The organism is Campylobacter massiliensis, assembly GCF_014253065.1.
Taxonomy (GTDB): domain Bacteria; phylum Campylobacterota; class Campylobacteria; order Campylobacterales; family Campylobacteraceae; genus Campylobacter_A; species Campylobacter_A massiliensis.
In genome coordinates this window covers 743,165-766,068 of record NZ_JACLZK010000002.1, presented here as the reverse complement: position 1 = coordinate 766,068, position 22,904 = coordinate 743,165, and the positions used below count along the sequence as shown (strand labels likewise).

21 protein-coding genes are annotated in these 22,904 nt (G+C 47.7%); all 21 read left to right on the top strand.

From position 1 onward, the window contains the following. The first annotated feature begins 33 nt into the window (after positions 1–33). The 21 genes from galE to ftsH all read left to right on the top strand — a co-directional run bounded on the left by galE (position 34) and on the right by ftsH (position 22,902). Positions 34–1,020 (top strand): UDP-glucose 4-epimerase GalE, encoded by a 987-nt coding sequence (galE, locus tag H7R39_RS10415; RefSeq protein ID WP_185899189.1) that lies wholly within the window; start codon positions 34–36, stop codon positions 1,018–1,020. Further along, complete coding sequence (locus H7R39_RS10410; RefSeq protein ID WP_185899439.1) at positions 1,017–2,339, top strand: UDP-glucose dehydrogenase family protein; 1,323 nt, start codon at positions 1,017–1,019, stop codon at positions 2,337–2,339. Before galE ends, H7R39_RS10410 begins: the two co-directional genes overlap by 4 nt. Continuing rightward, positions 2,336–2,779 (top strand): ecotin family protein, encoded by a 444-nt coding sequence (locus H7R39_RS10405; RefSeq protein WP_185899188.1) that lies wholly within the window; start codon positions 2,336–2,338, stop codon positions 2,777–2,779. Before H7R39_RS10410 ends, H7R39_RS10405 begins: the two co-directional genes overlap by 4 nt. Continuing rightward, positions 2,776–4,008 (top strand): Vi polysaccharide biosynthesis UDP-N-acetylglucosamine C-6 dehydrogenase TviB, encoded by a 1,233-nt coding sequence (gene tviB / locus H7R39_RS10400; protein ID WP_185899186.1) that lies wholly within the window; start codon positions 2,776–2,778, stop codon positions 4,006–4,008. The genes H7R39_RS10405 and tviB overlap by 4 nt, the downstream gene beginning before the upstream one ends. After that, a complete protein-coding gene (locus tag H7R39_RS10395; protein ID WP_185899184.1) occupies positions 4,008–5,522 on the top strand; it encodes an MATE family efflux transporter in 1,515 nt (504 codons plus the stop codon). Before tviB ends, H7R39_RS10395 begins: the two co-directional genes overlap by 1 nt. Then, entirely contained in the window at positions 5,519–6,274 is a 756-nt protein-coding gene (locus H7R39_RS10390) for a glycosyltransferase family 25 protein (RefSeq protein WP_185899182.1), read from the top strand. The genes H7R39_RS10395 and H7R39_RS10390 overlap by 4 nt, the downstream gene beginning before the upstream one ends. 93 nt (positions 6,275–6,367) lie before the next feature. Continuing rightward, positions 6,368–7,432: a glycosyltransferase gene (locus H7R39_RS10385; protein ID WP_185899180.1), complete on the top strand. Its 1,065-nt coding sequence runs from the start codon at positions 6,368–6,370 to the stop codon at positions 7,430–7,432. A 1-nt stretch (position 7,433) separates the two neighbouring features. Next, positions 7,434–8,417: a glycosyltransferase family 2 protein gene (locus tag H7R39_RS10380; protein WP_185899178.1), complete on the top strand. Its 984-nt coding sequence runs from the start codon at positions 7,434–7,436 to the stop codon at positions 8,415–8,417. Then, on the top strand, positions 8,414–9,541 hold the full coding sequence (gene pglJ / locus H7R39_RS10375; RefSeq protein WP_185899176.1) for an N-acetylgalactosamine-N,N'-diacetylbacillosaminyl-diphospho-undecaprenol 4-alpha-N-acetylgalactosaminyltransferase: 1,128 nt from the start codon (positions 8,414–8,416) through the stop codon (positions 9,539–9,541). The genes H7R39_RS10380 and pglJ overlap by 4 nt, the downstream gene beginning before the upstream one ends. Then, a complete protein-coding gene (locus H7R39_RS10370) occupies positions 9,531–11,891 on the top strand; it encodes an STT3 domain-containing protein (RefSeq protein ID WP_185899174.1) in 2,361 nt (786 codons plus the stop codon). The genes pglJ and H7R39_RS10370 overlap by 11 nt, the downstream gene beginning before the upstream one ends. A gap of 151 nt (positions 11,892–12,042) precedes the next feature. Continuing rightward, positions 12,043–13,170, top strand: coding sequence for a N,N'-diacetylbacillosaminyl-diphospho-undecaprenol alpha-1,3-N-acetylgalactosaminyltransferase (gene pglA, locus H7R39_RS10365; protein ID WP_185899437.1), 1,128 nt, complete (start codon positions 12,043–12,045; stop codon positions 13,168–13,170). Beyond that, a complete protein-coding gene (gene pglC / locus H7R39_RS10360; RefSeq protein WP_185899172.1) occupies positions 13,163–13,768 on the top strand; it encodes an undecaprenyl phosphate N,N'-diacetylbacillosamine 1-phosphate transferase in 606 nt (201 codons plus the stop codon). The genes pglA and pglC overlap by 8 nt, the downstream gene beginning before the upstream one ends. Next, on the top strand, positions 13,755–14,360 hold the full coding sequence (gene pglD / locus H7R39_RS10355; RefSeq protein ID WP_185899169.1) for a UDP-N-acetylbacillosamine N-acetyltransferase: 606 nt from the start codon (positions 13,755–13,757) through the stop codon (positions 14,358–14,360). The genes pglC and pglD overlap by 14 nt, the downstream gene beginning before the upstream one ends. Positions 14,361–14,595: 235 nt before the next feature. After that, positions 14,596–15,684: a UDP-N-acetylbacillosamine transaminase gene (gene pglE / locus H7R39_RS10350; protein ID WP_185899167.1), complete on the top strand. Its 1,089-nt coding sequence runs from the start codon at positions 14,596–14,598 to the stop codon at positions 15,682–15,684. Further along, positions 15,685–17,463, top strand: a complete 1,779-nt coding sequence (gene pglF, locus H7R39_RS10345; RefSeq protein ID WP_185899165.1) for a UDP-N-acetylglucosamine 4,6-dehydratase (configuration-retaining) — start codon at positions 15,685–15,687, stop codon at positions 17,461–17,463. A 2-nt stretch (positions 17,464–17,465) separates the two neighbouring features. After that, positions 17,466–18,362, top strand: a complete 897-nt coding sequence (locus tag H7R39_RS10340; RefSeq protein ID WP_185899163.1) for a PDC sensor domain-containing protein — start codon at positions 17,466–17,468, stop codon at positions 18,360–18,362. Next, a complete protein-coding gene (hisH, locus tag H7R39_RS10335; protein ID WP_185899161.1) occupies positions 18,359–18,970 on the top strand; it encodes an imidazole glycerol phosphate synthase subunit HisH in 612 nt (203 codons plus the stop codon). Before H7R39_RS10340 ends, hisH begins: the two co-directional genes overlap by 4 nt. After that, positions 18,970–19,680 (top strand): 1-(5-phosphoribosyl)-5-[(5-phosphoribosylamino)methylideneamino]imidazole-4-carboxamide isomerase, encoded by a 711-nt coding sequence (gene hisA, locus H7R39_RS10330; protein ID WP_185899435.1) that lies wholly within the window; start codon positions 18,970–18,972, stop codon positions 19,678–19,680. The genes hisH and hisA overlap by 1 nt, the downstream gene beginning before the upstream one ends. 66 nt (positions 19,681–19,746) lie before the next feature. After that, positions 19,747–20,112, top strand: coding sequence for a chemotaxis response regulator CheY (locus H7R39_RS10325; RefSeq protein ID WP_039888294.1), 366 nt, complete (start codon positions 19,747–19,749; stop codon positions 20,110–20,112). Between the two features lie 12 nt (positions 20,113–20,124). Continuing rightward, positions 20,125–20,955 (top strand): 50S ribosomal protein L11 methyltransferase, encoded by an 831-nt coding sequence (locus H7R39_RS10320; RefSeq protein WP_185899159.1) that lies wholly within the window; start codon positions 20,125–20,127, stop codon positions 20,953–20,955. 18 nt (positions 20,956–20,973) lie between these two features. Continuing rightward, positions 20,974–22,902 carry an ATP-dependent zinc metalloprotease FtsH gene (gene ftsH, locus H7R39_RS10315; protein WP_185899157.1) on the top strand — a complete coding sequence of 643 codons (1,929 nt, stop codon included), beginning with the start codon at positions 20,974–20,976 and terminating at the stop codon, positions 22,900–22,902. The last annotated feature ends 2 nt before the right edge of the window (positions 22,903–22,904 follow it).

Here is a 22,904-nt window from a genome sequence, read left to right as displayed (position 1 = left end):
AATTTGTGCATAAAGCAGAAATAGGAATCGCATATGAAAATTTTAATAACAGGCGGAGCGGGCTACATCGGCTCTCACGTGCTAAAGGCGCTTTTAAAACAAGGCGGGCACGAGATAACGGTCGTGGATAATCTCTGCAAAGGCACGACAAAGGCGCTTGACGCGCTTGAAAAAATCGGTAAATTTAAGTTCGTAAAGGCAAATTTAGAGGATGATTTAAGCGGGATTTTTGCGGAGGGCAAATTTGACGCAATCATCCATTTTGCCGCATTTATCGAGGTTTTTGAAAGCACGCAAGATCCGATAAAATACTACCTAAACAACACCGCAAACGTAGCTAAAATTTTAACCTATTGCAAAGAGTACGGCGTAAATAAATTTATATTTAGCTCCACTGCAGCCGTTTACGGCGAGCCCGAGATCGGCGAGGTCGATGAGCAAACCGCGGCAAATCCGATAAATCCGTACGGCCGAAGCAAGCTAATGAGCGAGTGGATCATCAAAGACTACGCCGCTTCAAATGAAAATTTCAAATTTGCGATTTTGCGGTACTTTAACGTCGCGGGCGCCGACGAAGAGGGGCTCATCGGGCAAAACTACCCAAACGCCACGCACTTAATCAAAGTCGCGACGCAGACGGCTCTGGGCAAACGCGAAAGCATGGGAATTTTCGGTAGCGACTATCCGACCGCAGACGGCACCTGTGTGAGGGACTACATCCACGTGAGCGACCTAGCCGACGCGCATCTAAGCGCGCTGGAGTACCTAAACGAGCATGAAAAAAGCGAAATCTTTAACGTCGGCTACGGCCGCGGCTTTAGCGTAAAAGAGGTTATAGAAACGGCTAAAAAAGTAAGCGGGGTTGATTTTAAAGTAATTAGCGCGCCTCGCAGAGAGGGCGATCCCGCGCGTCTCATCGCAAAGCCGGGAAAGATAAGAAATTTAACCAACTGGCGGCCTAAAAGAGAGGATCTCGCGCTCATCATAAAAACCGCGCTCGAGTGGGAGAAAAGGCTGTGAGAATCGCAGTCGTGGGCACGGGGTACGTGGGGCTCGTTAGCGGCGCGTGCCTAGCTAAAATGGGCAACGACGTCATATGCGTGGACGTGGACGAAGCAAAGATAAACGCCCTAAATAGCGGCGTCATACCGATCTATGAGCCGGGTCTTGGCGAGATCGTCGCGGAGTGCAGGGCAAACGGCGCGCTTAAATTTAGCGTCGATATAAAAGAAGCCCTGGCGCATGCTAGCGTGCTATTTATCGCGGTGGGCACGCCTATGGGCGCGGACGGGCAGGCAGATCTGCGCTACGTGCTAGAGGTCGCAAAAAGTATCGGACAAAATTTAACCTCGCCGCTAATCGTCGTGGATAAATCAACCGTTCCCGTGGGCACTGCGGAGAACGTAACCGAAGTGATCGCAGGCGAGCTAAAAAAGAGAAATATGGACGTCAAATTTGAGGTCGTCTCAAATCCCGAGTTTTTAAAAGAGGGCGCTGCGGTCGAGGACTTTTTAAAGCCAGACCGCGTCGTAGTGGGCGCTAGCAGCGAGTGGGGGCAAAGCGTTATGCGCGAGCTTTACGCGCCCTTTATGAAAAATCACGACCGCTTTATCGCCATGGACGTAAAATCGGCCGAGATGACCAAATACGCCGCAAATGCGATGCTAGCGACTAAAATCAGCTTTATAAACGAGATCGCGGGTATCTGCGAGCGCGTGGGAGCGGACGTAAATTTGGTGCGAAAAGGCATCGGCAGCGACTCTCGCATCGGTTATAGCTTTATATATCCTGGCTGCGGATACGGCGGCAGTTGCTTTCCAAAGGACGTCGAGGCGCTCATCTACACCGCTAGGCAAAACGGATTTGAGCCGCAGGTTTTAAGCGCGGTGGAGGCTAGAAACGCAGCGCAAAAAACGGTACTTTTTGAAAAAATTTCAGCATTTTTCGGCGGAAATTTGAGCGGAAAAACGGTGGCGATTTGGGGGCTAGCGTTTAAACCAAATACCGACGATATGCGCGAGGCTAGCTCGCTAGTGCTCATAAAGGCGCTAGAAAACGCGGGCGCAAACGTCGTCTCCTACGATCCAAAGGCCGTAAACGAAGCCAAAAAATACCTACCTAACTCAAATTTAAAATTTGCCCCAAATAAATACGACGCGCTAAACGGTGCTGACGCGCTCGCGCTCGTGACCGAATGGAGCGAGTTTAGGTCGCCTGATTTTATGGAGATGAAGCAACGCCTAAAAAACGCCGTGATCTTTGACGGGCGCAATCAATACGACGCGAAAAATCTGGCAAATTTGGGCTTTAAGTATTTCCAAATAGGAGTGAAATCATGAGGAAAATTTTACTTTTTATCGCGGCTTGCGCGTTGCCGTTTGCACTTTTGGCGGGCGAAAACGCAGCTAAAACCGAGGAAAATATTTTTGAGCTACCTATCTCAAAGATGCCGCCTGATTATTTTAAATACGAGGTCGCGTTTTTTAAAGATATGCAAATCGACTGCAACTTCGCCTTTTTACTCGGCGGAAAACTCGAGGAAAAAGAGGACGCGCGCGGTATTTATTACGAATTTAGCGGCGGGGATGAGCTAGCGCAAACGATGATGCTTTGCAAGGACGGAAAGAAAAAGAGGCGGGTTTATTATGAGCTCACTCAAATTTTACCAGGCGTTAGCCCCGTAAAAATAATAACTCCGCAGGGCGTAGGCGCGGAAATAAGAGTGTATGAACGCGTAAAAACGATAGAACCAAAAAAATTAAAAAGGAAAAATAAATGAAAATAGCCGTTATCGGACTAGGATACGTCGGGCTGCCATTGGCGGCGGCGTTTAGTGAGAAGTACGAAGTCACAGGCTTTGACGTAAATGCTGCCCGTATAGAGGAGCTTAAAAGCGGGTATGACCGCACGCTGGAGCTAAGTGCTGAGCAGATGAAAAAAGCGATAGAGAACGGCATGAAATTTAGCCTAAATTTGGACGATATAAAGGATTGCAACTTTTTTATCGTCACCGTTCCGACACCGATAGATAAAAATAAGCGCCCAGATTTGACGCCTGTCATAAAAGCCACGCAAAGCGTCGCTAAAGTGCTAAAAAAAGGCGATATCGTCGTGTATGAAAGCACCGTGTATCCTGGCGTCACGGAGGAGATCTGCGTGCCGCTACTTGAGCAAAGCGGGCTTAAATTTAACGAGGACTTTTTCTGCGGATACTCGCCGGAGCGCATAAATCCGGGCGATAAAGAGCACACCGTAACTAAAATCAAAAAAATCACTAGCGGCTCGACGCCCGAGGTAGCCAACGAGGTCGATGAGGTCTACCGCTCGATCATAACGGCCGGCACGCACAAAGCACCTACTATCAAGGTCGCTGAGGCCGCCAAAGTCATCGAAAACACGCAGCGCGATATCAACATCGCCTTTATGAACGAGCTTGCTATGATATTTAACAAGATGAACATCGACACGAACGCCGTTTTGCAGGCTGCGGGCACAAAGTGGAATTTCTTAAATTTCCGTCCTGGGCTAGTGGGCGGCCACTGCATCGGCGTGGATCCCTATTATCTCACGCATAAGGCGCAGGAGCTTGGCTTTCATCCGGAAATGATCCTAGCCGGACGCCGTATAAACGATAATATGGGCAAATACGCTGCAGATCAAGTTGTAAAACTAATGATAAAAAGGGGTGTTTTGATAAATTCGGCCCGCGTTTTGGTGCTTGGCCTTACGTTTAAAGAAAACTGCCCAGACATCCGCAACTCGCGCGTGATAGACGTGATCGAGGAGCTTAGGGATTTTGGTTGCAGCGTGGACGTCTACGATCCGTGGGCGGACGAAGCCGAGGTGAAGCGCGAATACGGTATCGTACCTCTAAAAAGCTTTGACGAGGCGGACTACGACTGCGTAGTGATCGCCGTCGCTCACGATAAATTTAAAGGGTTAAAATTTAGCAAAGCTCTCGTTTACGATATCAAAAACGTCTACGAAAACGCCGACGCAAGGCTGTAATGCTCGTAAATTTGATCAGCTCTATCGTCGTTTTTATCGTCTCGATGGGGATAAATTTTTTCCTTACGCCTTACATTCTAAAAAGCCTAGGCAACGAAGCCTACGGCTTTGTCGGGCTGTCTAACGCTATCGTAGCTTACGCCCTAGTCGTGACCGCTGCGATAAACTCCGTTAGCGGCCGCTTCGTCGCGTACGAGTGGCACAGAGGGGGCATCCGCGCGGCAAACGCCTACTACTCGTCGGTTCTAGTCGTAAATATCTTTTTTTGCGTTCTTATTTTGCTGGGCGCGGGCATTTTTATCTTAAATTTACAAAGCGTACTAAACGTGAGCGACGCGCTACTAGGCGACGTGCGGCTTACTTTTGCGTTTTATTTTATAAATTTTTGCGTCGGGCTTTTTAACGGCGTCATCAGCGTCTCGATGTTTATCAAAAACAAGCTCTACATCATCTCCGTTCGCAACGCCGCGTCTAGCGCCATTTTGGCCGCTCTTATCGTCGCGCTTTTTTATTTTTTCAGACCGATGATCGCTTATATCGCGATCTCCGCTCTAGTCGCGTCGCTCTTTGTGTTTTTTACGAGCGTTTGGGTTTTGCGTCGCATCACGCCAGAGCTTAAATTTAACCCGCGCGAATTTGACTTTATGCGGATAAAAGAGCTGCTAAAATCAGGCGTCTATAATAGCTTTAACGCCCTAAACCGCGTGCTTATGAGCGGTATGGATCTGTTTATCTGCAACATCTTTTTAAGCGCTAACGCGACGGGAATTTTAGCCGTTTCAAAGGCGGCTCCGATCATTTTGGAGAGCTTTGTGGCACAGCTTAGCGCGATATTTGCGCCAAAATTCGTCGAGCACTACTCTAAATCAAATTTGACCGCGCTTGTTGCGGAGGCTAAATTTTCGATGCGAGTTACGGCGTTTGTTATGAGCGTGCCGGCGGCTATTTTCGTGGCTTTCGGGCGCGAATTTTACACGCTTTGGTTGCCGTTTAAAAGCGCGGACGAGATAAGTCTAATCTATAATCTCTCGATGATAACTCTAGTGCCGATTATATTTATCAGCTACGTTTTTTCGCTTTTTAATCTCGACGGCGCGACGAATAAACTAAAACGCCCCGCGATAGCAAACACGATTTTGGGTGCGGGCACGATTTTGGCGCAGATTGCCGTGCTTAAATTTACGCCTTACGGCATTTACGGTATGACGGCCGTCGGCGCCGCGCTTTATTCGGTGCGCATTTTGGGATTTGACCTCATAAACGCCGCGTTAAATTTGAGCCTACCGCTTACTACTTTTTACGGCGTTTATTTTAAAAATTTAGCCGTTTTTGCAGCCGTTTGCGGACTGTTTTTTTGGCTGCGAAATTTCGTGCAAATTTCAAGCTGGGGCGAATTTGCCGCGTATTCGGCGATTTTGCTTGCGCTCGGTTACGCCGCGAGCCTATTTTTGATATTTGACAAAAGAGAACAACTGGTCGTGATAAATAAAATCAAATCGAAGTTTAAAAGATGAAAAATTTAGTATTCGTTATTTCGCTAAAAAGCGACGAGGCGCGCAGGCAAAAGCTAAAAGAGCGGTTTAAAAACTACGGCGAATTTAGGCTTGTTGAAGCAACCGACGGTAGGGCGATGAGCGCAAAGGAGTACTACGGCTACGCGCTGCCTAGCCTTGAGGCTTACGGCAGGCTATTAAGCCCGTCCGAGGTCGGTTGCTCGCTCTCTCACGTGCGCGCTTACGAGGAGTTTTTAAAAAGCAAGGCCAGCTTTGCGCTCATTCTAGAAGACGACGTCATCGGCGATGAAAGCGGCGTAAAAAAGGCGTTTGAAACGGCTACTAAGATGGATGCGGGCTCGGCGCTCATTTGCGGCGCGCAAGACGGACTAGATGGGCGATTTAGCGCATTTGGCAAAAAGCTGGAGGAGGATTTTTGGCTAGTCTCAAAGCGCTCTTACGGAACGATCTACCGAGCGGCAGCCTACGTGCTTGATAGGCGCGCGGCGGAAAAGATCTTGCAAACGCACAAAAAGGCGCTTTGCGTGGCTGATTTTTGGCGAATTTTGCTTTTACAAAACGGCTTAAAGATGTATTTTAGCGATATTTTTGCGCATCCGACCGATTTAGCGGACTCAAATATCCAAGCCGAGCGGGTGCAAAGAGCACAGGCAAAAGTCTCGCCGCTAGCTCGTCTAAATAGCCTAAAATATGTCGCCGCAACGCGCTTTGAAGCGGCAATTTTAGGCTATGAGCGGATATTTAAAAGGTAAGAAACTAAGCGATTATAAAGCTCAAAATTTATAAAATCAATAATTTTGAAGATTTATTAAATTTTCGCGCACCGATTAAAATTTGGAGAGAGAATGAAGGTTTTATTTATAATTTCGACACTGCAAGCAGGCGGCGCCGAGCGCGTGATGAGCTTGCTAGCGAGCTATTTTGCGAAATTTCACGACGTAACGCTTTTAAAATTTGACACCAAACCGCCGTTTTACGAGCTAGACGAGAGGATAAAGCTGATAGATCTGCCTTTCCCGATGGTGAAAAAAGGCTTTTTCGCAAATTTAATAAGGCGCGTGAAAAAGTTTTTTTATCAGCGAAATTTGATCAAAAACGGCGGATTTGACGTCGTTATCTCCTCGATGGACAGCACCAATATCAACGTGATTTTGTCGAATTTATTTATAAACAAGCCGCTTTTTATCAGCGAGCATTCAAGCGCCGATTTTTTCAAAGGGCGCGGCTGGTTGTTTTTGCGCCGCATGCTCTATCCGCTAGCTAGCGGCCTAACGGTTCTGACGAAAGAAGACTACGAATACTATAGCTTCGTAAAAAATAAAACCGTGATGTACAATCCGATGTTTGAAGCCAAAAAACAGGGCTTGCCGAAGGAAAATATCATCCTTTTCGTCGGCCGTCTCATCTCGCTTAAAGGCTGCGACGTATTTTTAAAAGCTATGAGCCTAGTCGATAAAGAGCTTTTAAAAGAGTGGAAAATCGTGATAGCGGGTGCCGGCGAAGAGAGGCAAAGGCTAGAGCTCATCGCGCACGAGCAGCTGCATCTGGATGCCGAATTTATCGGGCAAACGAGCGATGTCGCTTCGCTTTACGAAAGGTCTAAAATTTTAGTCTCAAGCTCCAAAACCGAGGGCTTGCCAAACGTTTTAATCGAGAGCGTATTTTTTAACTGTGCCAGGGTGGCGACTGCAACAAGCGGCGCAAAAGAGCTCATCGAGGACGGCAAGGACGGATTTTTAGTGCCGATAGACGACGTAAAAGCGCTCGGAAGCAAAATCGAACTCTTGATGCGCGATGAGGAACTGAGGCAAGAGCTGGTAAAAAACGCCAACGAGCGTGAAAATAGCTTTAAAACCGATCAAATTTATCAAAAGTGGATGGATTTTATCACGCAAAATATAAAGGGCTAAAATGCTAAAAGTAAGCATAATAATCCCGACCTACAACCGCAAAGAGCTTTTTGAAGCCGCCCTAAAAAGCGCGCTGGCTCAGGACTACGAAAACAAAGAAATCATAATCAGCGACGACAACTCAAACGACGGCACGCGCGAGCTTGCGCAAAGTTACGTCGCTAAATTTGACAATGTAAAATACGTCCTAAACCAAACTTACGACCGCGGCCCAAACGGCAATAAAAACAACGGCTTCGATCACGTTAGCGGCGATGCTTTCGTGATACTAGACGACGATGACTTGCTGATAGAAGGCGCTATAAGCAAGATGGCGGCCGTACTAGAGCAGGGGTATGCCAGCGTCTGGGCGAATTGTTATTTTGAGATTGACGGCGAGCCGACGACGAAATTTTCGGGATTTGGACTGAGTAAAAGCGGGGAAATTTCGCCGCAGGACTACTACGACGGCAAGATAACGGGCGAGTTTTTGATAATGTTTCGCCGCGACGCCATCGGGCAGAGGCGCTTTGAAAAAGGGCTTTACGGTAGCGAAAATACGCTTTGGATCTATCTTTTTGACCTTCCTGCTTACTATCTGCACGACGCGGTGCGTATTTACCGCTTTCACCGCAGCGACAGCGTCACGATAAACTCGTTTAAGCGTCCGCTTTGCATAATGAAAGGCTACGCGATGACTGCGGAGCTCATTTTGCAAAAGATTGCCGAGAAAAACGCTCAAGCTAGCGCAAACGGCACAAATTCTGACGAGCCGAAATTTCGCGTAAACGATGCTCATATCGCGATCCTATATAAAATGGCGGCGTACTATGCAAAATTTGGCGGCGAATACAAAAAAATGTACGAGTATCTTTTTAAAAGCCTCAAATTTAAATTTACAAAAGAAGCGCTTGCGATGCTGATTTTAAGCCCGTTTCCAAAGTCGATGATTTTGTTTTTAACTAAAATTCGCGTTTGGATATACAAAAAAACGCACGGCGAATGAAAAAATTAGCCGTTTTTCTCTACTCGATGGGGCCGGGCGGCGCGGAGCGCGTGGTTTCAAATTTGCTCCCCGCTCTTTGCGAAAAATACGAAGTTCATCTCGTTTTGATGAGCGAGGTCGTAGCCTACGAGATACCAAGCGCGGTAAAAATTCACTTCCTCGAGCGCTCAGATCCCTATGAAAGCGGCGTAAAAAAGCTATTTCGTTTGGGACTTTTGTTTCCGTTTCTAGCCCTAAATTATAAAAAACTTTGCGACGATTTGGCTATCGACCTACATTTTGTCTTAATGAACCGGCCTTGTTATATCGCGCTTTTGGCAAGGATCGCCGGAGTAAAAGGACGGATGGTAATAAGCGAACGCAGCTGTCCGTCGGTCATCTATAAAAGCGGCCTTAGCGGGCTTGCCAATAGAATTTTGGTTAAGGCGCTTTACCCAAAAGCCGATCTTATCCTGGCTAACGCGCAGGGAAACGCCGATGATCTCGTGCGAAATTTCGGCTGCGACGCCGCAAAAACTAAAGTGCTATATAATGCGGTCGATTTGGCTGCGATAAAAACTCTTGCCGATGAGCCGCTAGAGGACAAATTTAAGCCGTTTTTTCTAAATATCGGCCGGCTTGATAGCGGTAAAAATCAAGCGATGCTAATAAGAGTAGTCGCAAATTTAAACGACGAGCGCGCGACGCTTGGGATCCTTGGCAAAGGGCCTTTGCAAGGCGAGCTTCAAAATTTGATCGATGAGCTTGGCGTAAGCTCGCGCGTAAAACTGCTAGGCACGGATAAAAATCCGTTTAAATTTATCAAAAACGCGCAGTGTTTCGTCTGCGCTTCGGGGTTTGAGGGCTTTTCAAACGTGCTTTTAGAGGCGCTTGCTTGCGAGAGATTTATCATCTCCACCGATCACAAAAGCGGCGCTAGGGAGCTTCTAGGCGACGATGAGTACGGCGTTTTAACGCCCGTTGACGACGAAAAGGCAATGGAGACTGCGATGAGGCGAGCGCTTGAGGATGAAAATTTAAGGCAAGATTATGAAAAAAGAGCTTACGGCCGCGTAGTAAAATTTGATAAAAACTCCGTAGCGGCGGAGCTCATAGGATATTTAGAGGGTGAAAATGGCGAGTAAAATTTTAGAATTCCCCGGCAAATTTAAATTTTCAAAGCAAACTTGTTTTTTGATGCTTGCGGCGTTTATCTTTAGCGTAGTTTGCAGGCTGTACTGGGTGTACTGGGCGGGCGAATACCAGCACTTTTTCTGGAACGATCAGCTCATGATCAGTACAAACGACGGCTACGCCTTCGCCGAGGGCGCGCGCGATATGATAGCGGGCTTTCATCAGCCAAACGACCTTAGCTACTACGGCCGCTCGATGCCCACACTTACGTATTTTTTGTATCAAATTTTACCTTTTAGCTTTGAGAGCATTTTGCTTTATATGAGCGTGTTTTTTAGCTCGCTTATCGTTATTCCCGTGATTTTGATAGCCAAAGAGTACGAGATGTCCGGCGCGGGCTTTGCGGCGGCGCTGCTAGCTAGCATCGCAAATAGCTACTACAACCGCACGATGGCGGGCTACTACGACACTGATATGCTTACGATCGTGCTGCCAGCGTTTAGCGTCTGGGCGATGATACGCCTCGCGCAGAAAAAAAACGTAAACGATCTCATTTTTATCCCGATTTTTATCCTGATAAACGACTGGTGGTATCCGAGCTCGTACTCGCTAAATTTTGCGATGCTGGGCGCATTTTTGCTCTATACTTTGGTTTTCGATAGGAAAAACGCGCTAAACTACGAAGCTGCTATTTTGATGATAGTCGCGCTTACCTATATCGATTTTTACGCTAAAAGCGCGCTCGCGGTCGCGCTTTATCTAGCGATGAGATTTCGTCCGCAGATCTGGGATAAGCGCGCTATCGCGGCTTGTCTTGCTTTAGCCGTCGCGCTTCTAGGTTATAGCGGCGGACTAAATCAAATTTTATTTCAGCTTAAATTTTACATATTTCGTGGAGTTTCGGAGAGTAGCGAGCCGGTTTTTCATTTTTATAACGTAAATAAAACGATAATGGAAATGAGCGATTATTCGTTTGAGTTTGAGTCGATAAACGCCTTTGCTAAGCGTATCAGCGGGCATATCGTTACTTTTGCTTTATCGCTCGTAGGAGTCGCGGCGCTTTGCCTTAAATTTCGCTCCTTTTTACTCGCTCTTCCTATGCTCGCGCTTGGGTTTTTGGCACTAAAAGGCGGGCTTAGATTTACGATCTACTCCGTGCCCGTGATGGCGATAGGATTTGGGTATTTTGCGGCGCTTTGCGTGATTTTTTTCAAAAAAGATAAAATTTTAGACAAATTTTGCACAGTTTGTTTAGCGGCATTTTTTGCGTTTTTCTTTTTGTATTTTGATAAATATTACAGCCTTTTGCACGGCAAATCTCCCGTTTTTGCGCCAAATTTTGACGGCGAGGTGGGCTTTGGCGTATATCTAGCCACGTTTGCGGCGATGGCGCTTATTTGTGGGGCGGCTTATTTTATGGTCTCAGGCCTTAGCTCGCTCAAAAAACACGCGCTTTTAGAAAAAATTTGCGTCTTTTGCATTGCCGCACTTTCTTTGATGCCGTGTCTTGAGCACATTTACGGCTACAAAGTCGGCACTGTCTTTGCCAAAAGCGAGGTCGAGAGCCTAGATAAACTACACAAGATCGCAGGGCGCGAGGACTACGTGCTGGCGTGGTGGGACTACGGCTATCCGATCCGCTACTACGCAGACGTCAAGACCCTCATAGATGGTGGCAAGCACCTAGGCAGGGATAACTTCGCCGTGAGCTTTGCGCTAGCTAGCAATCAACGCATGTCGGCAAATATGGCGCGCCTAGAAGTCGAGTACACCGAGCGAAATTTCAGCGAGAGATTTGGGTTAAATTTGAACCAGATGATAAAGGACTACAACGCCACGAGCGTAAATTCGTTTTTGTATTCGCTAAATAGCAAGGATTCCCGCCCGCCGCAAAAAACGCGCGAGATTTACTACTATCTGCCTGACTCCATGATCGATATTTTTAGCGCCGTTTTGCGCTTTTCAAACCTCGATCTAAACAGTGGCGAGGAGTACGGAGCGATATTTTATCCGGGCAAACCTTACTCGGTGGACGGCGATACGATAAATATCGGCGGAGGGTTTAGCGTATCGGGCGACGCGTCCAAGGTCTATATCGGCGAGCGCGAAATATCCGTAAATACGTACTTTGAAACAAGCTACGACGAAAAGGATAAGCTGGTCGTCAAAAAGCACGAGATGAACGCGGACGGTAAAATTTATCTTATTTTTATGAAGGATTATAGGCGGTTTTTGGTGCTTGACGAAGCGGTGCTAAACTCGGCCTACATACAGCTTTTCGTACTCGAAAACTACGACAAAGAGCTGTTTGAACCGGTCGTTTTAAACGGCGCGGTTAAAATTTATAGGTTGCTAAGATGAGGGCGCAAAATTTAAAGGAAAATTTTAAAAATGGCTAAATTTGGATTTTTATCTCATGCCGATGTGGGCCGAGACGATACAAATTATCGTCGCGACTCGGCGAGCCGCCTTGAGCGAATATCTGCAAAAATTTCAGAAAAGGCGGCATAGCATGGCTAAATTTGGATTTTTAAGTCACGCCGATATGAGCATTTATTTTTTCCGCGCGCCGATTATGCGCGAGCTAAAGCGGCTCGGTCACGAGGTGTTCGCTATCGCGCCAAAGGGCGACTACACGGATAGGCTAAAAAGCGAATTTAACTGCGTGACATACGAGCTTGACCGCGCGAGCCTAAATCCTCTAACCGTGCTTGAAAACTCAAAAAAGCTAGCCGAGATTTTGCGCGGGCTAAATTTGGATCTGCTGCAAACCTCGGCGCACAAGTCAAACGTGTTCGGCACCTTTGCGGCTAAAAAAGCGGGCATAAAGCGCGTGATAAATTTAGTCGAGGGGCTTGGCAGCTTTTATATCGATAACGACTTAAAAACCCGTCTGGTGCGCGCCGCGATCGAGACGCTTTATAAAAAAGCGCTAAAGATGAGCGACGGCTGCGTCTTCGTAAATGAGGCCGATCCGGCGTATTTTTTGAGCCGCGGTTTGATTGCCGAAGAGAAAATTTTTAAGATAAAAAGCGTGGGCGTGGATACGCTCAAATTTGACGAAAACAGCGTGCTGGCCGCAAATTTGGGCGAAGATCTTCGCGGCAAAAAGATCGTGCTGATGATAGCGCGCGCGATGTGGCACAAGGGCGTGCGCGAGTTTTACGAGGCGGCCGAGCTTTTACGCGGGCGCGAGGACTGCGCGTTCGTATTTGCGGGCGAGGGGTTTGAGGGAAACAAAAGCACGGCCGATGCAAAGTTTTTAAAGGGCGGAGCCGTGCGGTATCTGGGCGCTAGAGACGACGTGCCCGAGCTTTTAAAGGCTAGCTATCTGCTTGCGCTTCCAAGCTACAAAGAGGGCTTTCCGCGCACGGTTTTAGAAGCGATGAGTATGGGTAGGCCGGTCGTTGCTAGCGACGTAGCGGGCTGCAACGAGGCCGTAACGAACGGCTTTAACGGCCTGCTTTGCGAGGTAAAAAGCTCCGCCGATCTAGCCGCAAAGATAGAAATTTTGTTAAACGACGAAAATTTGGCCGCACAGATGGGGCAAAACGGGCGGGAGCTCGCCGTGCGCGAGTTTGACGAGCGAGCGGTCGCTAGGAAATATGTAGAAATTTATAGGAAATTTATCGATGTATAGGGCGTTTTTTAAGAGATTACTGGATATTTGTGGCGCGATTTTTTTGATCGTGCTTACGTTGCCGATCATGGTGGTCGTCGCGGTTTTGATATATTTTAAGGTTAGCCGTGACGTCATTTTTACTCAGGCGCGCCCGGGTTTGCACGCTAAAATCTTTAAAATTTACAAATTTAAAACGATGAGCGACGAGCGCGGCGCGGACGGCGAGCTACTGCCCGACGAGATGCGCCTAAGCGGCATCGGCAAGACCATCAGAAGCCTCAGCCTTGATGAGCTGCCGCAGCTTTTTAACGTGCTAAAGGGCGATATGAGCTTCATCGGGCCGCGTCCGCTTCTGGTCGAGTATCTGCCTCTTTACGACGCCGAGCAGGCGACCCGCCACGACGTGAGACCCGGCATCACGGGGCTAGCGCAGGTAAACGGCCGCAACGCGATTAGCTGGGCGGAGAAGTTTAAATTTGACGCGAGATACGTCCGCGAGCTTAGCTTTGCACTGGACGTGAAAATCGCGATTTTAACCGTGCAAAAGGTGTTAAAACGAAGCGGTGTGAGTAAAGAAGGCATGGCTACGACGGAGAAATTTAATGGCCGCAACTAAAATTTACGTTTACGGCTTTAGCGGACACGGAGCAGTCGTAGCAGACGTAGCTAGGGCGTGCGGATACGGCGAGATCGTGTTTTTGGACGACTCCAAATTTGACGGTAAAAATGTGCTCAAATTTGACCCGAGCCTCGAAAAAGCGGACGTGATCGTGGCTATCGGAGATAATAAAATCAGACGTATCCTGCAAGAAAGAGTAAAAAACGCCGGCCTTCGCGTAGTAAATTTAATCCATCCAAGCTCGGTAGTAAGTAGTAGCGCAAAAATAGGCGAGGGCGCGGCCGTGATGCCAAATGCCGTCATAAACGCGCGCGCTGTAATAGGCGAGGGCGCGATAATAAACACTGGCGCGATCATCGAGCATGACTGCGAGATCGGCGATTTTGCCCATGTTAGCCCAAACGCGGCGCTAGCAGGCGGCGTGATAGTCGGGCAAAATACCCACGTAGGCATAGGTTCATGCGTCATCCAGTGCGTAAAAATCGGCGCAGACTGCGTCATCGGAGCGGGTGGCGTCGTGGTAAGAGATATCGCAGACGGTAGCGTCGCCTACGGCAATCCGGCTAAAGTTAGGCGAAATTTGAGCTAAATTTGAGAGCCAAAATACCGCTCGTCAAATTTACGCCCATAGCGACAAAGGACGGTGCAGGCAAAATAGATAAAGTATCCCGCAAGGCGTCAAATTTACCGTTTTAAAATATATTTTGACGCAAAATTTAACAAAATCCCCATTTTCTACGGCCTAAAAGCAAATTTAAACGAGTTTTTATAAAAATATTTAGATTTTAAGTGCTACAATGAGTAAATTTCTTTAAGGAATAATAATGCAAAGAATTTTCCTAAGTCCGCCGCACATGAGCGGCAAAGAGCAAGAGTACATAAACGAGGTTTTTAAGAGCAACTATATTGCGCCGCTTGGCGAATACGTGAATAAATTTGAAGCAAGCGTGGCAAACTACGCAGGCGCGCCCGATGCTTTGGCGCTAAATTCCGGCACGTCGGCGATCCACTTGGCGCTAAGGGTGCTTGGTATCGGAGCTGGGGACGTGGTGCTAGCGTCTACGTTTACCTTTATGGCGTCCGTTAGCCCGATACTTTATCAAGGCGCTACGCCTGTTTTTGTCGATAGCGACGAAAGCTGGAATCTAAGCCCCGAGCTGCTAAAAAAGGCGATCGCAAATTCGCCTAAAAAGCCAAAAGCGCTCGTCGTCACGCATCTCTACGGTCAGGCGGCCAAGATGAAAGAGATCTGCGAGATTTGCGAACAAGAAAACATCGCCGTCGTCGAGGACGCGGCCGAGGCGCTGGGTGGATTTTTGAACGGCAAAGCGCTGGGCACGTTCGGGCGACTTGGCGCATATAGCTTTAACGGCAACAAAATCATAACCACAAGCGGTGGCGGCATGCTAGTGGGCGAGAAAGAGCTCGTCGAGAAGGCGAGATTTTATAGCACTCAAGCTAGAGAGCCGTTTTTGCACTACGAGCATAAAGACTACGGCTACAACTACCGCCTAAGCAACGTCCTAGGCGCGATCGGAACGGCGCAGATGGAGGTGCTCGAGCAGCGCGTGATAAAAAAACGCGAAATTTTTGAAAAGTACAAAAAAGAGCTTCCCGAGCTTGAGTTTATGCCAGAGATTGCAAATTCTCGCGGCAACCGTTGGCTAACGACCGCGCTATTTAAAGAAAAAGGCGCGCATATACGCGTTATAGACGCACTCGCTAAAGAAAACATAGAAAGCCGTCCGCTTTGGAAGCCGATGCATATGCAGCCGGTGTTTGAAGGGGCGCTAGCGTTCACGGACGGGACTAGCGAGGAGATGTTTGCGCGCGGTATCTGCCTGCCTAGCGGCACGGCGATGGGGGACGAGGAGTTTGCGCGAGTGGTAAAAATCGTAAAGGAAAATTTATAAATGTTTAAGGCGACGAAGCTAAAGCGGCTTGCGTTTTTTCTGGGCTTTGACGTCGCGATATTCGTCGCGTCGTTTTATCTGGCGTATTTGCTTAGATTTAGCGGCGTGCTGCCTGATTATTTTAGAGGCGGACTAGTTGCAGGCTGCGCTACGATGGTGGTTTTAAAGCTATTTTTCATGTGGCTTTTTAAAATTTACAAGGTGCCGTGGAGATTTTTTGGACTAAACGAAGCGAGGAAAATTTTCCTCGTTCATCTTTGCGCGATCGTTTGCTTTTGGATCGTTTATTTTGCGGCGCCTAGTCTTTTTAATCCGTTTCCGCGAAGCGTGATTTTTATCGACGCCGTTATCTCGTGCCTGCTAATCGGAAATTTAAGGATCGCCAAGCGTATGTTTTTAGACTTTTCTAAAAAGCCGCACACGGGCGAGCCTTGCGTAGTTATCGGCGCTACGTCAAAGGCGCTTCACGTTTTAAAAGGGCTTAGGCAGGGCTATATCGATCTATATGCCGTGGGCGTGGTAGACGGCAGGAGCGATCTAGTCGGCACTTACTGCGACGGATTTTTAGTGCAGCCAAAGAGCGAAATCGCAAATTTGATCAAAGAGTACAACGTAAAAACCGCTATCATCGCGCTAGCACTCGGTCAAGACGAGCTGGCGGAGCTTTTTGACGAGCTTACGGCTTACGGTATCCGCGATATCAAGATTTTTTCTATGTTTGGCACCGGCAAGGACGCGATCAAAGATATCTCGATCGAGGATCTGCTAGCTAGAAAGCCAAAAGACCTAGATAGCAGCGCGGTGGAGAAATTTTTAGGCGGTAAGGTCGTTTTGGTCACGGGAGCCGGCGGCAGTATCGGTAGCGAAATTTGCAAGCAGTGCCTTAAATTTGGCGTTAGCAAGCTAATTATGATCGATCATAGCGAGTTTAATCTCTATAAAATCGGCGAGATAACCCACAGCGACAAAACCGTGAGCAAGATGATAAATATCGTAAACGAGGATGATCTGCGCGCGGTATTTGAGGAGTTTAGGCCGCAGATCGCTATCCACGCCGCAGCCTATAAGCACGTGCCGCTTTGCGAAGCAAACCCGAAAGCAGCAATCGTAAATAACATAATCGGCACTAAAATTTTGATCGATTTATCTATCGAATACGGCGTTAGCAAGGTCGTGATGATATCCTCTGATAAGGCCGTGCGCCCGACGAATATCATGGGCGCGACTAAACGCGTGTGCGAACTTTATGCGTTAAACTCAAATTTGCCGGCTAAAACCGAGATCGTCGCGGTGCGCTTCGGTAACGTTCTGGGCTCAAGCGGCAGCGTAATACCGAAATTTAAAGAACAAATCGAAAATAATAAACCGCTAACAGTAACGCATCCTGACATCACGAGGTATTTTATGTTGGTTTCCGAGGCCTGTCAGCTCGTGCTTCAGGCTGCCTCGATCGCAAAAGGCGGCGAGCTTTTCGTACTTGATATGGGCGAGCCGATAAAGATCGCAGATCTAGCTAAAAAGATGCTGATTTTATCAAACAAAGAGCACCTTGGCGTCGAATTTGTCGGTCTTCGCCCGGGAGAGAAGCTTTACGAGGAGCTTTTAATAAACAAAGACGACGTAAAAACCGAGTTTCAGTCTATTTTCGTGACGCACTCGGGCGAATACGACGTGGCTAAACTAAACGAGCAAATCGAAAATTTGACGCACGCGGACGATGTCGCGGCGGCGCTCAAAGAGATCGTGCCAGAGTTTAATCACGCGCTAAATAAGGAATAAATTTGACGTTACAAGATATACAGAGGTTTTCGGAGTTAAGATACAAGGCTAGAGCCTATATATGCTATCTTTTTAGTAAAAATTTGCCAAACAGGCTGCCGGGGGTAAACGCCGAGTCGATAAAAAGCGGCTTTGATAAAATGGCGCACGAGATAGAGGGCTTTGACGCGTTTTACGTGCTTGACGCAAACGGCGTGCAAATAGGCGACGCCGTAAGCCTAAACGAAAAATACAAAGCCGGCGGCGGCGAAAACTGCAGCAATAAGTCTTATTATTACACTGCGGTGCGCGAAAAGCGCTGCGTACTAAGCGACCCGTATCCGTCCTCGCTCACGGGCGAGCTGTGCGTGACGGCGTCCACTCCGATATATGACGACAAAGGGGAGTTAAAATTCGTCGCGTGTATCGACGTTTCGCTCGAAAATATCCTGGCCATCGTCTCCCACGGCAAGCTAGAAAGCTACTTCGGCAAATTTCTAAAGGTCGTTTACGCCGCGTTTTCGGTCGCACTTTTTACCATAGCCTTGTTTTTGTTCGCCGACGCGCTCAAGGGGCTTTTGGCTAACGATCTTTTAAATATCGAAGTAGAAAAGATGTTTGAGCATACGATCGTGCTTACGCTGGCGCTTGCGATCTTTGATTTGGTTAAAGCGATATTTGAAGAAGAGGTGCTGGGTAAAAGTAAACGCGGCGAGGATATGGAAAACAAGACGATGATTAGATTTATTGGATCGATCATTATCGCGCTTGCGATCGAGGCGCTGATGCTCGTGTTTAAATTTGCCATCACGGCGCCAGATCACATCATAAACGCGATCTATCTCATCGGCGGCGTTGCGATGCTGATGGTTGCGCTTAGCGTCTATCTTTTTGCAACCAAGCAAAGGAGCTCGCATTGATCGGCATTATCGACTATGGAGCGGGAAATTTAAAGAGCGTTTTAAACGCGTTTGAGAGTTTAAATTTAAAGGCTCGGCTAGCGGTTCGCGGCGAGGAGCTGGGTAAATTTGACAAGATAATCTTGCCCGGCGTCGGGGCTTTTGGAGAAGCGATGCAAAAGCTAAAAGATAGAGATTTTATCCCCGCAATAAAAGAAGCCGTAGCCGGCGGAAAGCCGTTTTTAGGCATTTGTCTGGGTATGCAGCTACTTTTTGAGCAAAGCGAGGAGTTTGGCCTAAACGAGGGGCTTGGGCTCGTAAAAGGGCGAGTGGTTAAATTTGACCCGACTAAATTTGATACGCCGCTAAAGGTGCCTCACACGGGGTGGAATACCATAAAATTTACCAAGCAAACGCCGATAAATAAGGATCTGGCGGCTAGCGAGTATTTGTACTTCGTGCACTCTTATCATGTAGTTTGCGAGGACGATGCGGCGCTTGGCTTTAGCGAATACGGCTATAAATTCGTAAGCGCGGTGCGTAAAGATAATATTTTCGGCTTTCAGCCGCACCCCGAAAAGAGCCACGAAACGGGGCTAAAAATTTTACGAAATTTCGGAGAGATGTGATGGAAATTTTCCCTGCGATAGACTTAAAAGAGGGCAAGGCGGTTCGGCTTTTTAAAGGCGAAATGAGTAGCGCGAAAATCTACTCGGACGCTCCGTGGGAGCTAGCTAAAAGGTTTGGAGATATGGGCGCAAAGTGGCTTCACGTCGTCGATCTTGACGGAGCGTTTGCGGGCGAAGCGGTAAATCTAAAAACCGTAGAAAAGATCGCAAAAGCCGCAAATTTACAAATCCAAATCGGCGGCGGGATACGCGATGAGTCGCGAATAAAAAGCTACCTTGATAGCGGCATAACACGCGTTATCTTGGGCTCGGTAGCGTTAAAGGATCCGAATTTTACTAAAGAAATGGCGCAAAAATACCGCGTCGCCGTCGGCATAGACGCCAAAGACGGCTTCGTCGCCGTGCAGGGCTGGGCAGAGGTGTCGCAGATGAGGGCGACCGAGCTAGCGCGCAAATTTGCCGGAGCCGGAGTCGAAGCGATCATCTGCACCGACATCTCAAAAGACGGCACTCTTAGCGGCGTAAACGTTGAGTTTACCTCGCAGATCGCAAAAGCAGGCGGTATAAATACGATCGCGAGCGGCGGCGTAAAAGATATAGAGGATATCCGGGCGCTAAAGCGCGCGGGAGACGTTCACGGCGCGATCGTGGGCAAGGCGTACTACGAAGGGACGCTTGATCTAAAAGAGGCCTTTAAACTGGGCCGATAAATTTTTAAAGTAAATTTAAATATAAAATTTGCTAGAATTGGACATTTTTTAAAAAAGGATGCGATTGTGAAAATACTAGTAGTCGACGACAGCTCTACTATGAGAAGAATTATAAAAAACACCCTACAAAGGCTCGGACATCAAGAGATTTTAGAGGCCGAGCACGGAGTCGAAGCGTGGCAAATTTTGGGCCAACACAGCGATATAAACGTGCTTATCACCGACTGGAATATGCCTGAAATGAACGGCCTTGAGCTCGTAAAAAAGGTCCGCGCCGAGCAAAAATACGTCGATATGCCTATCATCATGGTAACGACCGAGGGTGGTAAAGCCGAAGTTATCACTGCGCTAAAAGCAGGCGTCAATAACTACATCGTAAAGCCGTTTACGCCGCAAGTTTTAAAAGAAAAACTTGAAGACGTTTTGGGCTAAAAGAGCGTAAATTTGAAAGATAAATTTTACGAGCTTGAAGTTCTTTGCTCGCAGGAGCTTCGCGAGCTTTTTGAAGATCTCGTTTTTTCTTTGGGCGTTACTTGCACGCAGGAGACTGACGGCGGGTTTATCATCCGAGACGAAGACGAGCTAGACGAAGTGGAATTTGGCCTACGAGAATACGCAAAATCTCTACAAGACGCGCTCGGCCGCGAGATCGAATTTAAGATAACAAAAAGCCAAAAAGAAAATAAAGACTGGCTAAACGAATACAAAAAAAACGTAAGACCGATAGAGATCGGTAAATTTTACATCCACCCAAGCTGGGAAGAGTCTAAAGACGGGTTTGAAAACATCATTATCGATCCCGCGCTTGCTTTTGGCTCGGGTCACCACGAGAGTACGAGCGCTTGTATAGAGTATCTGCAAAAATACGCCGCAAACGGCATGAGCGCGCTTGACGTGGGTTGCGGAAGCGGGATACTAAGCATCGCTCTAGCAAAACTAGGCTGCGTCACGGATGCCTGCGATACTGACGAGCAAGCGGTGCAAAGCTCGCAAAAAAACGCCGAGTTAAACGGGGCTAAATTTAATCAAATTTGGACCGGTTCGGTGGCGAATTTGCATAAAAAATACGATGTCGTCGTCGCAAACATCATTGCCGACGTGATACTAATGCTAAAAAATGATCTGATAAATTTGCTAAAAGAGGGCTCGTATCTCGTTTTAGCAGGCGTTTTGGATAAATACGAAACGCGAATTTTAGAGGCTTTTTCGTCGCTCAAACTGGTAGAAAACCAAACCAAAAATGAGTGGAAAAGCTTCGTATTTCAAAAAGCGTAAAATAATTTAAGGAACATAATGGATAACAGAAAAAACGATGATAAAAATTTAAATAACGGCGGAAATAATTTTTTTAATAAAAATCCGATTTTGATTTTCGCCATTTTTGCTATCGTGATAGTGATAGCATTTCGCGGGCTCGGAGGCGGCGATATGGACGGCACGCTACTAGGACAGAGTGCGGCCGGCTCGAAAAGCACCTCATACTCCGAGATAAAAGAGATGATAAAAAACAAGCAAGTAGCGCAAGTAGGCATCTCCGAAACCTCGATAAAAGCCGTGGATAACGGCGGCAGAACATACTTTGCCAAAAGGGTCAACGATCCGACGCTAGTGCCGATTTTAGAGGAGCAAAAGATTCCTTACGGAGCGTATAGCGAGACGAACTGGTTTACCGAAATGCTCTTTTCGTGGATACTTCCTATTTTTATTTTCTTTGGAATTTGGATGTTTTTGGCAAGCCGTATGCAACGAAATATGGGCGGCGGTATCCTTGGAATGGGAAGCTCTAAAAAGCTAGTAAATTCGGAAAAACCGAAGGTTAAATTTGCCGACGTAGCGGGCGTACAGGAAGCAAAAGAAGAAGTTAAAGAGATTGTGGATTTTCTAAAGCATCCGGATAGATATATAAATTTGGGCGCCAAAATCCCAAAAGGTGTGCTTTTAGTTGGACCTCCGGGTACGGGTAAAACATTGCTTGCAAAGGCCGTTGCGGGCGAAGCGGACGTGCCGTTTTTCTCGGTTTCCGGTTCGAGCTTTATCGAGATGTTCGTCGGCGTGGGTGCTAGCCGCGTGAGAGATCTTTTTGAAAATGCAAAAAAAGAAGCGCCGGCGATCGTTTTCATAGATGAGATCGACGCTATCGGCAAAAGCCGCGCAGCTAGCGGAATGATCGGCGGAAACGACGAACGCGAGCAAACGCTAAATCAGCTTTTGGCCGAGATGGACGGCTTTAGCTCGGACGCGTCGCCGGTTATCGTACTTGCCGCGACGAACCGCCCCGAAGTGCTTGACGCCGCGCTTTTAAGGCCGGGTAGATTTGACAGGCAGGTGCTTGTCGATAAGCCTGATTTTAAAGGTAGGATCGAAATTTTACGCGTACATATAAAAGATATCAAGCTTGACCATAGCGTTAGTATCGAGGATATCGCGCGCATGACGGCGGGCCTTGCGGGAGCGGATCTAGCAAACATCATAAACGAAGCTGCGCTACTAGCGGGCAGAAAAGAAAAAGGCAAAGTCGAGCAGGCTGATTTGCTCGAGGCCGTTGAGAGAGCGATCGCTGGTCTTGAGAAAAAATCTCGCCGCATAAATCCGAAAGAAAAGCGTATCGTGGCCTATCACGAGAGTGGACACGCACTCGTAGCCGAAACCACCAAAGGCGCAAACAGAGTCACCAAGGTGTCGATCATACCGCGCGGCCTTGCGGCGTTGGGTTACACGCTTCATACGCCTGAAGAGAATAAATTTATGATGCAGCGCCACGAGTTGATGGCTGAAGTGGATGTGCTTTTAGCAGGACGCGCAGCTGAAGAGGTTTTTATAAAAGAGATTTCGACCGGTGCTGGCAACGACTTAGAGCGCGCGACCGATATACTTCGCTCGATGATCTCGATATACGGCATGAGCGATATCGCTGGACTCATGGTGCTTGAAAAGCGCCGCAGTACTTTCCTAGCCGGCGGTCAGGCCGATAGGGACTATAGCGACAAGACGGCGGAAAAAGTGGATGAATTTATTAAAACCACGCTTGACGAGCGCTATAAACACGTGCTTGAGACGCTAAGAACTTACGGCGACGCGATAGAAAAGATGGTTGAGGCGCTTTACGAAGAGGAAACTATCGAGGGTGCGAAGGTTAGAGAGATCATCGCAAACTATGAAAAAGAGCGCGGGATGCCTAGCAGGCTCGTAAATTTAGAAGAAAACAAAGAGGAACAAGCGTAAAG

Coding starts and splice junctions, on each gene's coding strand:
- H7R39_RS10395 (WP_185899184.1), top strand. CDS start 4,008: ATGCTCGTAAATTTGATCAGCTCTATCGTCGTTTTTATCGTCTCGATG.
- tviB (WP_185899186.1), top strand. CDS start 2,776: ATGAAAATAGCCGTTATCGGACTAGGATACGTCGGGCTGCCATTGGCG.
- H7R39_RS10390 (WP_185899182.1), top strand. CDS start 5,519: ATGAAAAATTTAGTATTCGTTATTTCGCTAAAAAGCGACGAGGCGCGC.
- pglJ (WP_185899176.1), top strand. CDS start 8,414: ATGAAAAAATTAGCCGTTTTTCTCTACTCGATGGGGCCGGGCGGCGCG.
- H7R39_RS10380 (WP_185899178.1), top strand. CDS start 7,434: ATGCTAAAAGTAAGCATAATAATCCCGACCTACAACCGCAAAGAGCTT.
- galE (WP_185899189.1), top strand. CDS start 34: ATGAAAATTTTAATAACAGGCGGAGCGGGCTACATCGGCTCTCACGTG.
- pglA (WP_185899437.1), top strand. CDS start 12,043: ATGGCTAAATTTGGATTTTTAAGTCACGCCGATATGAGCATTTATTTT.
- pglF (WP_185899165.1), top strand. CDS start 15,685: ATGTTTAAGGCGACGAAGCTAAAGCGGCTTGCGTTTTTTCTGGGCTTT.
- ftsH (WP_185899157.1), top strand. CDS start 20,974: ATGGATAACAGAAAAAACGATGATAAAAATTTAAATAACGGCGGAAAT.
- pglC (WP_185899172.1), top strand. CDS start 13,163: ATGTATAGGGCGTTTTTTAAGAGATTACTGGATATTTGTGGCGCGATT.
- hisA (WP_185899435.1), top strand. CDS start 18,970: ATGGAAATTTTCCCTGCGATAGACTTAAAAGAGGGCAAGGCGGTTCGG.
- pglD (WP_185899169.1), top strand. CDS start 13,755: ATGGCCGCAACTAAAATTTACGTTTACGGCTTTAGCGGACACGGAGCA.
- H7R39_RS10370 (WP_185899174.1), top strand. CDS start 9,531: ATGGCGAGTAAAATTTTAGAATTCCCCGGCAAATTTAAATTTTCAAAG.
- H7R39_RS10385 (WP_185899180.1), top strand. CDS start 6,368: ATGAAGGTTTTATTTATAATTTCGACACTGCAAGCAGGCGGCGCCGAG.
- H7R39_RS10405 (WP_185899188.1), top strand. CDS start 2,336: ATGAGGAAAATTTTACTTTTTATCGCGGCTTGCGCGTTGCCGTTTGCA.
- pglE (WP_185899167.1), top strand. CDS start 14,596: ATGCAAAGAATTTTCCTAAGTCCGCCGCACATGAGCGGCAAAGAGCAA.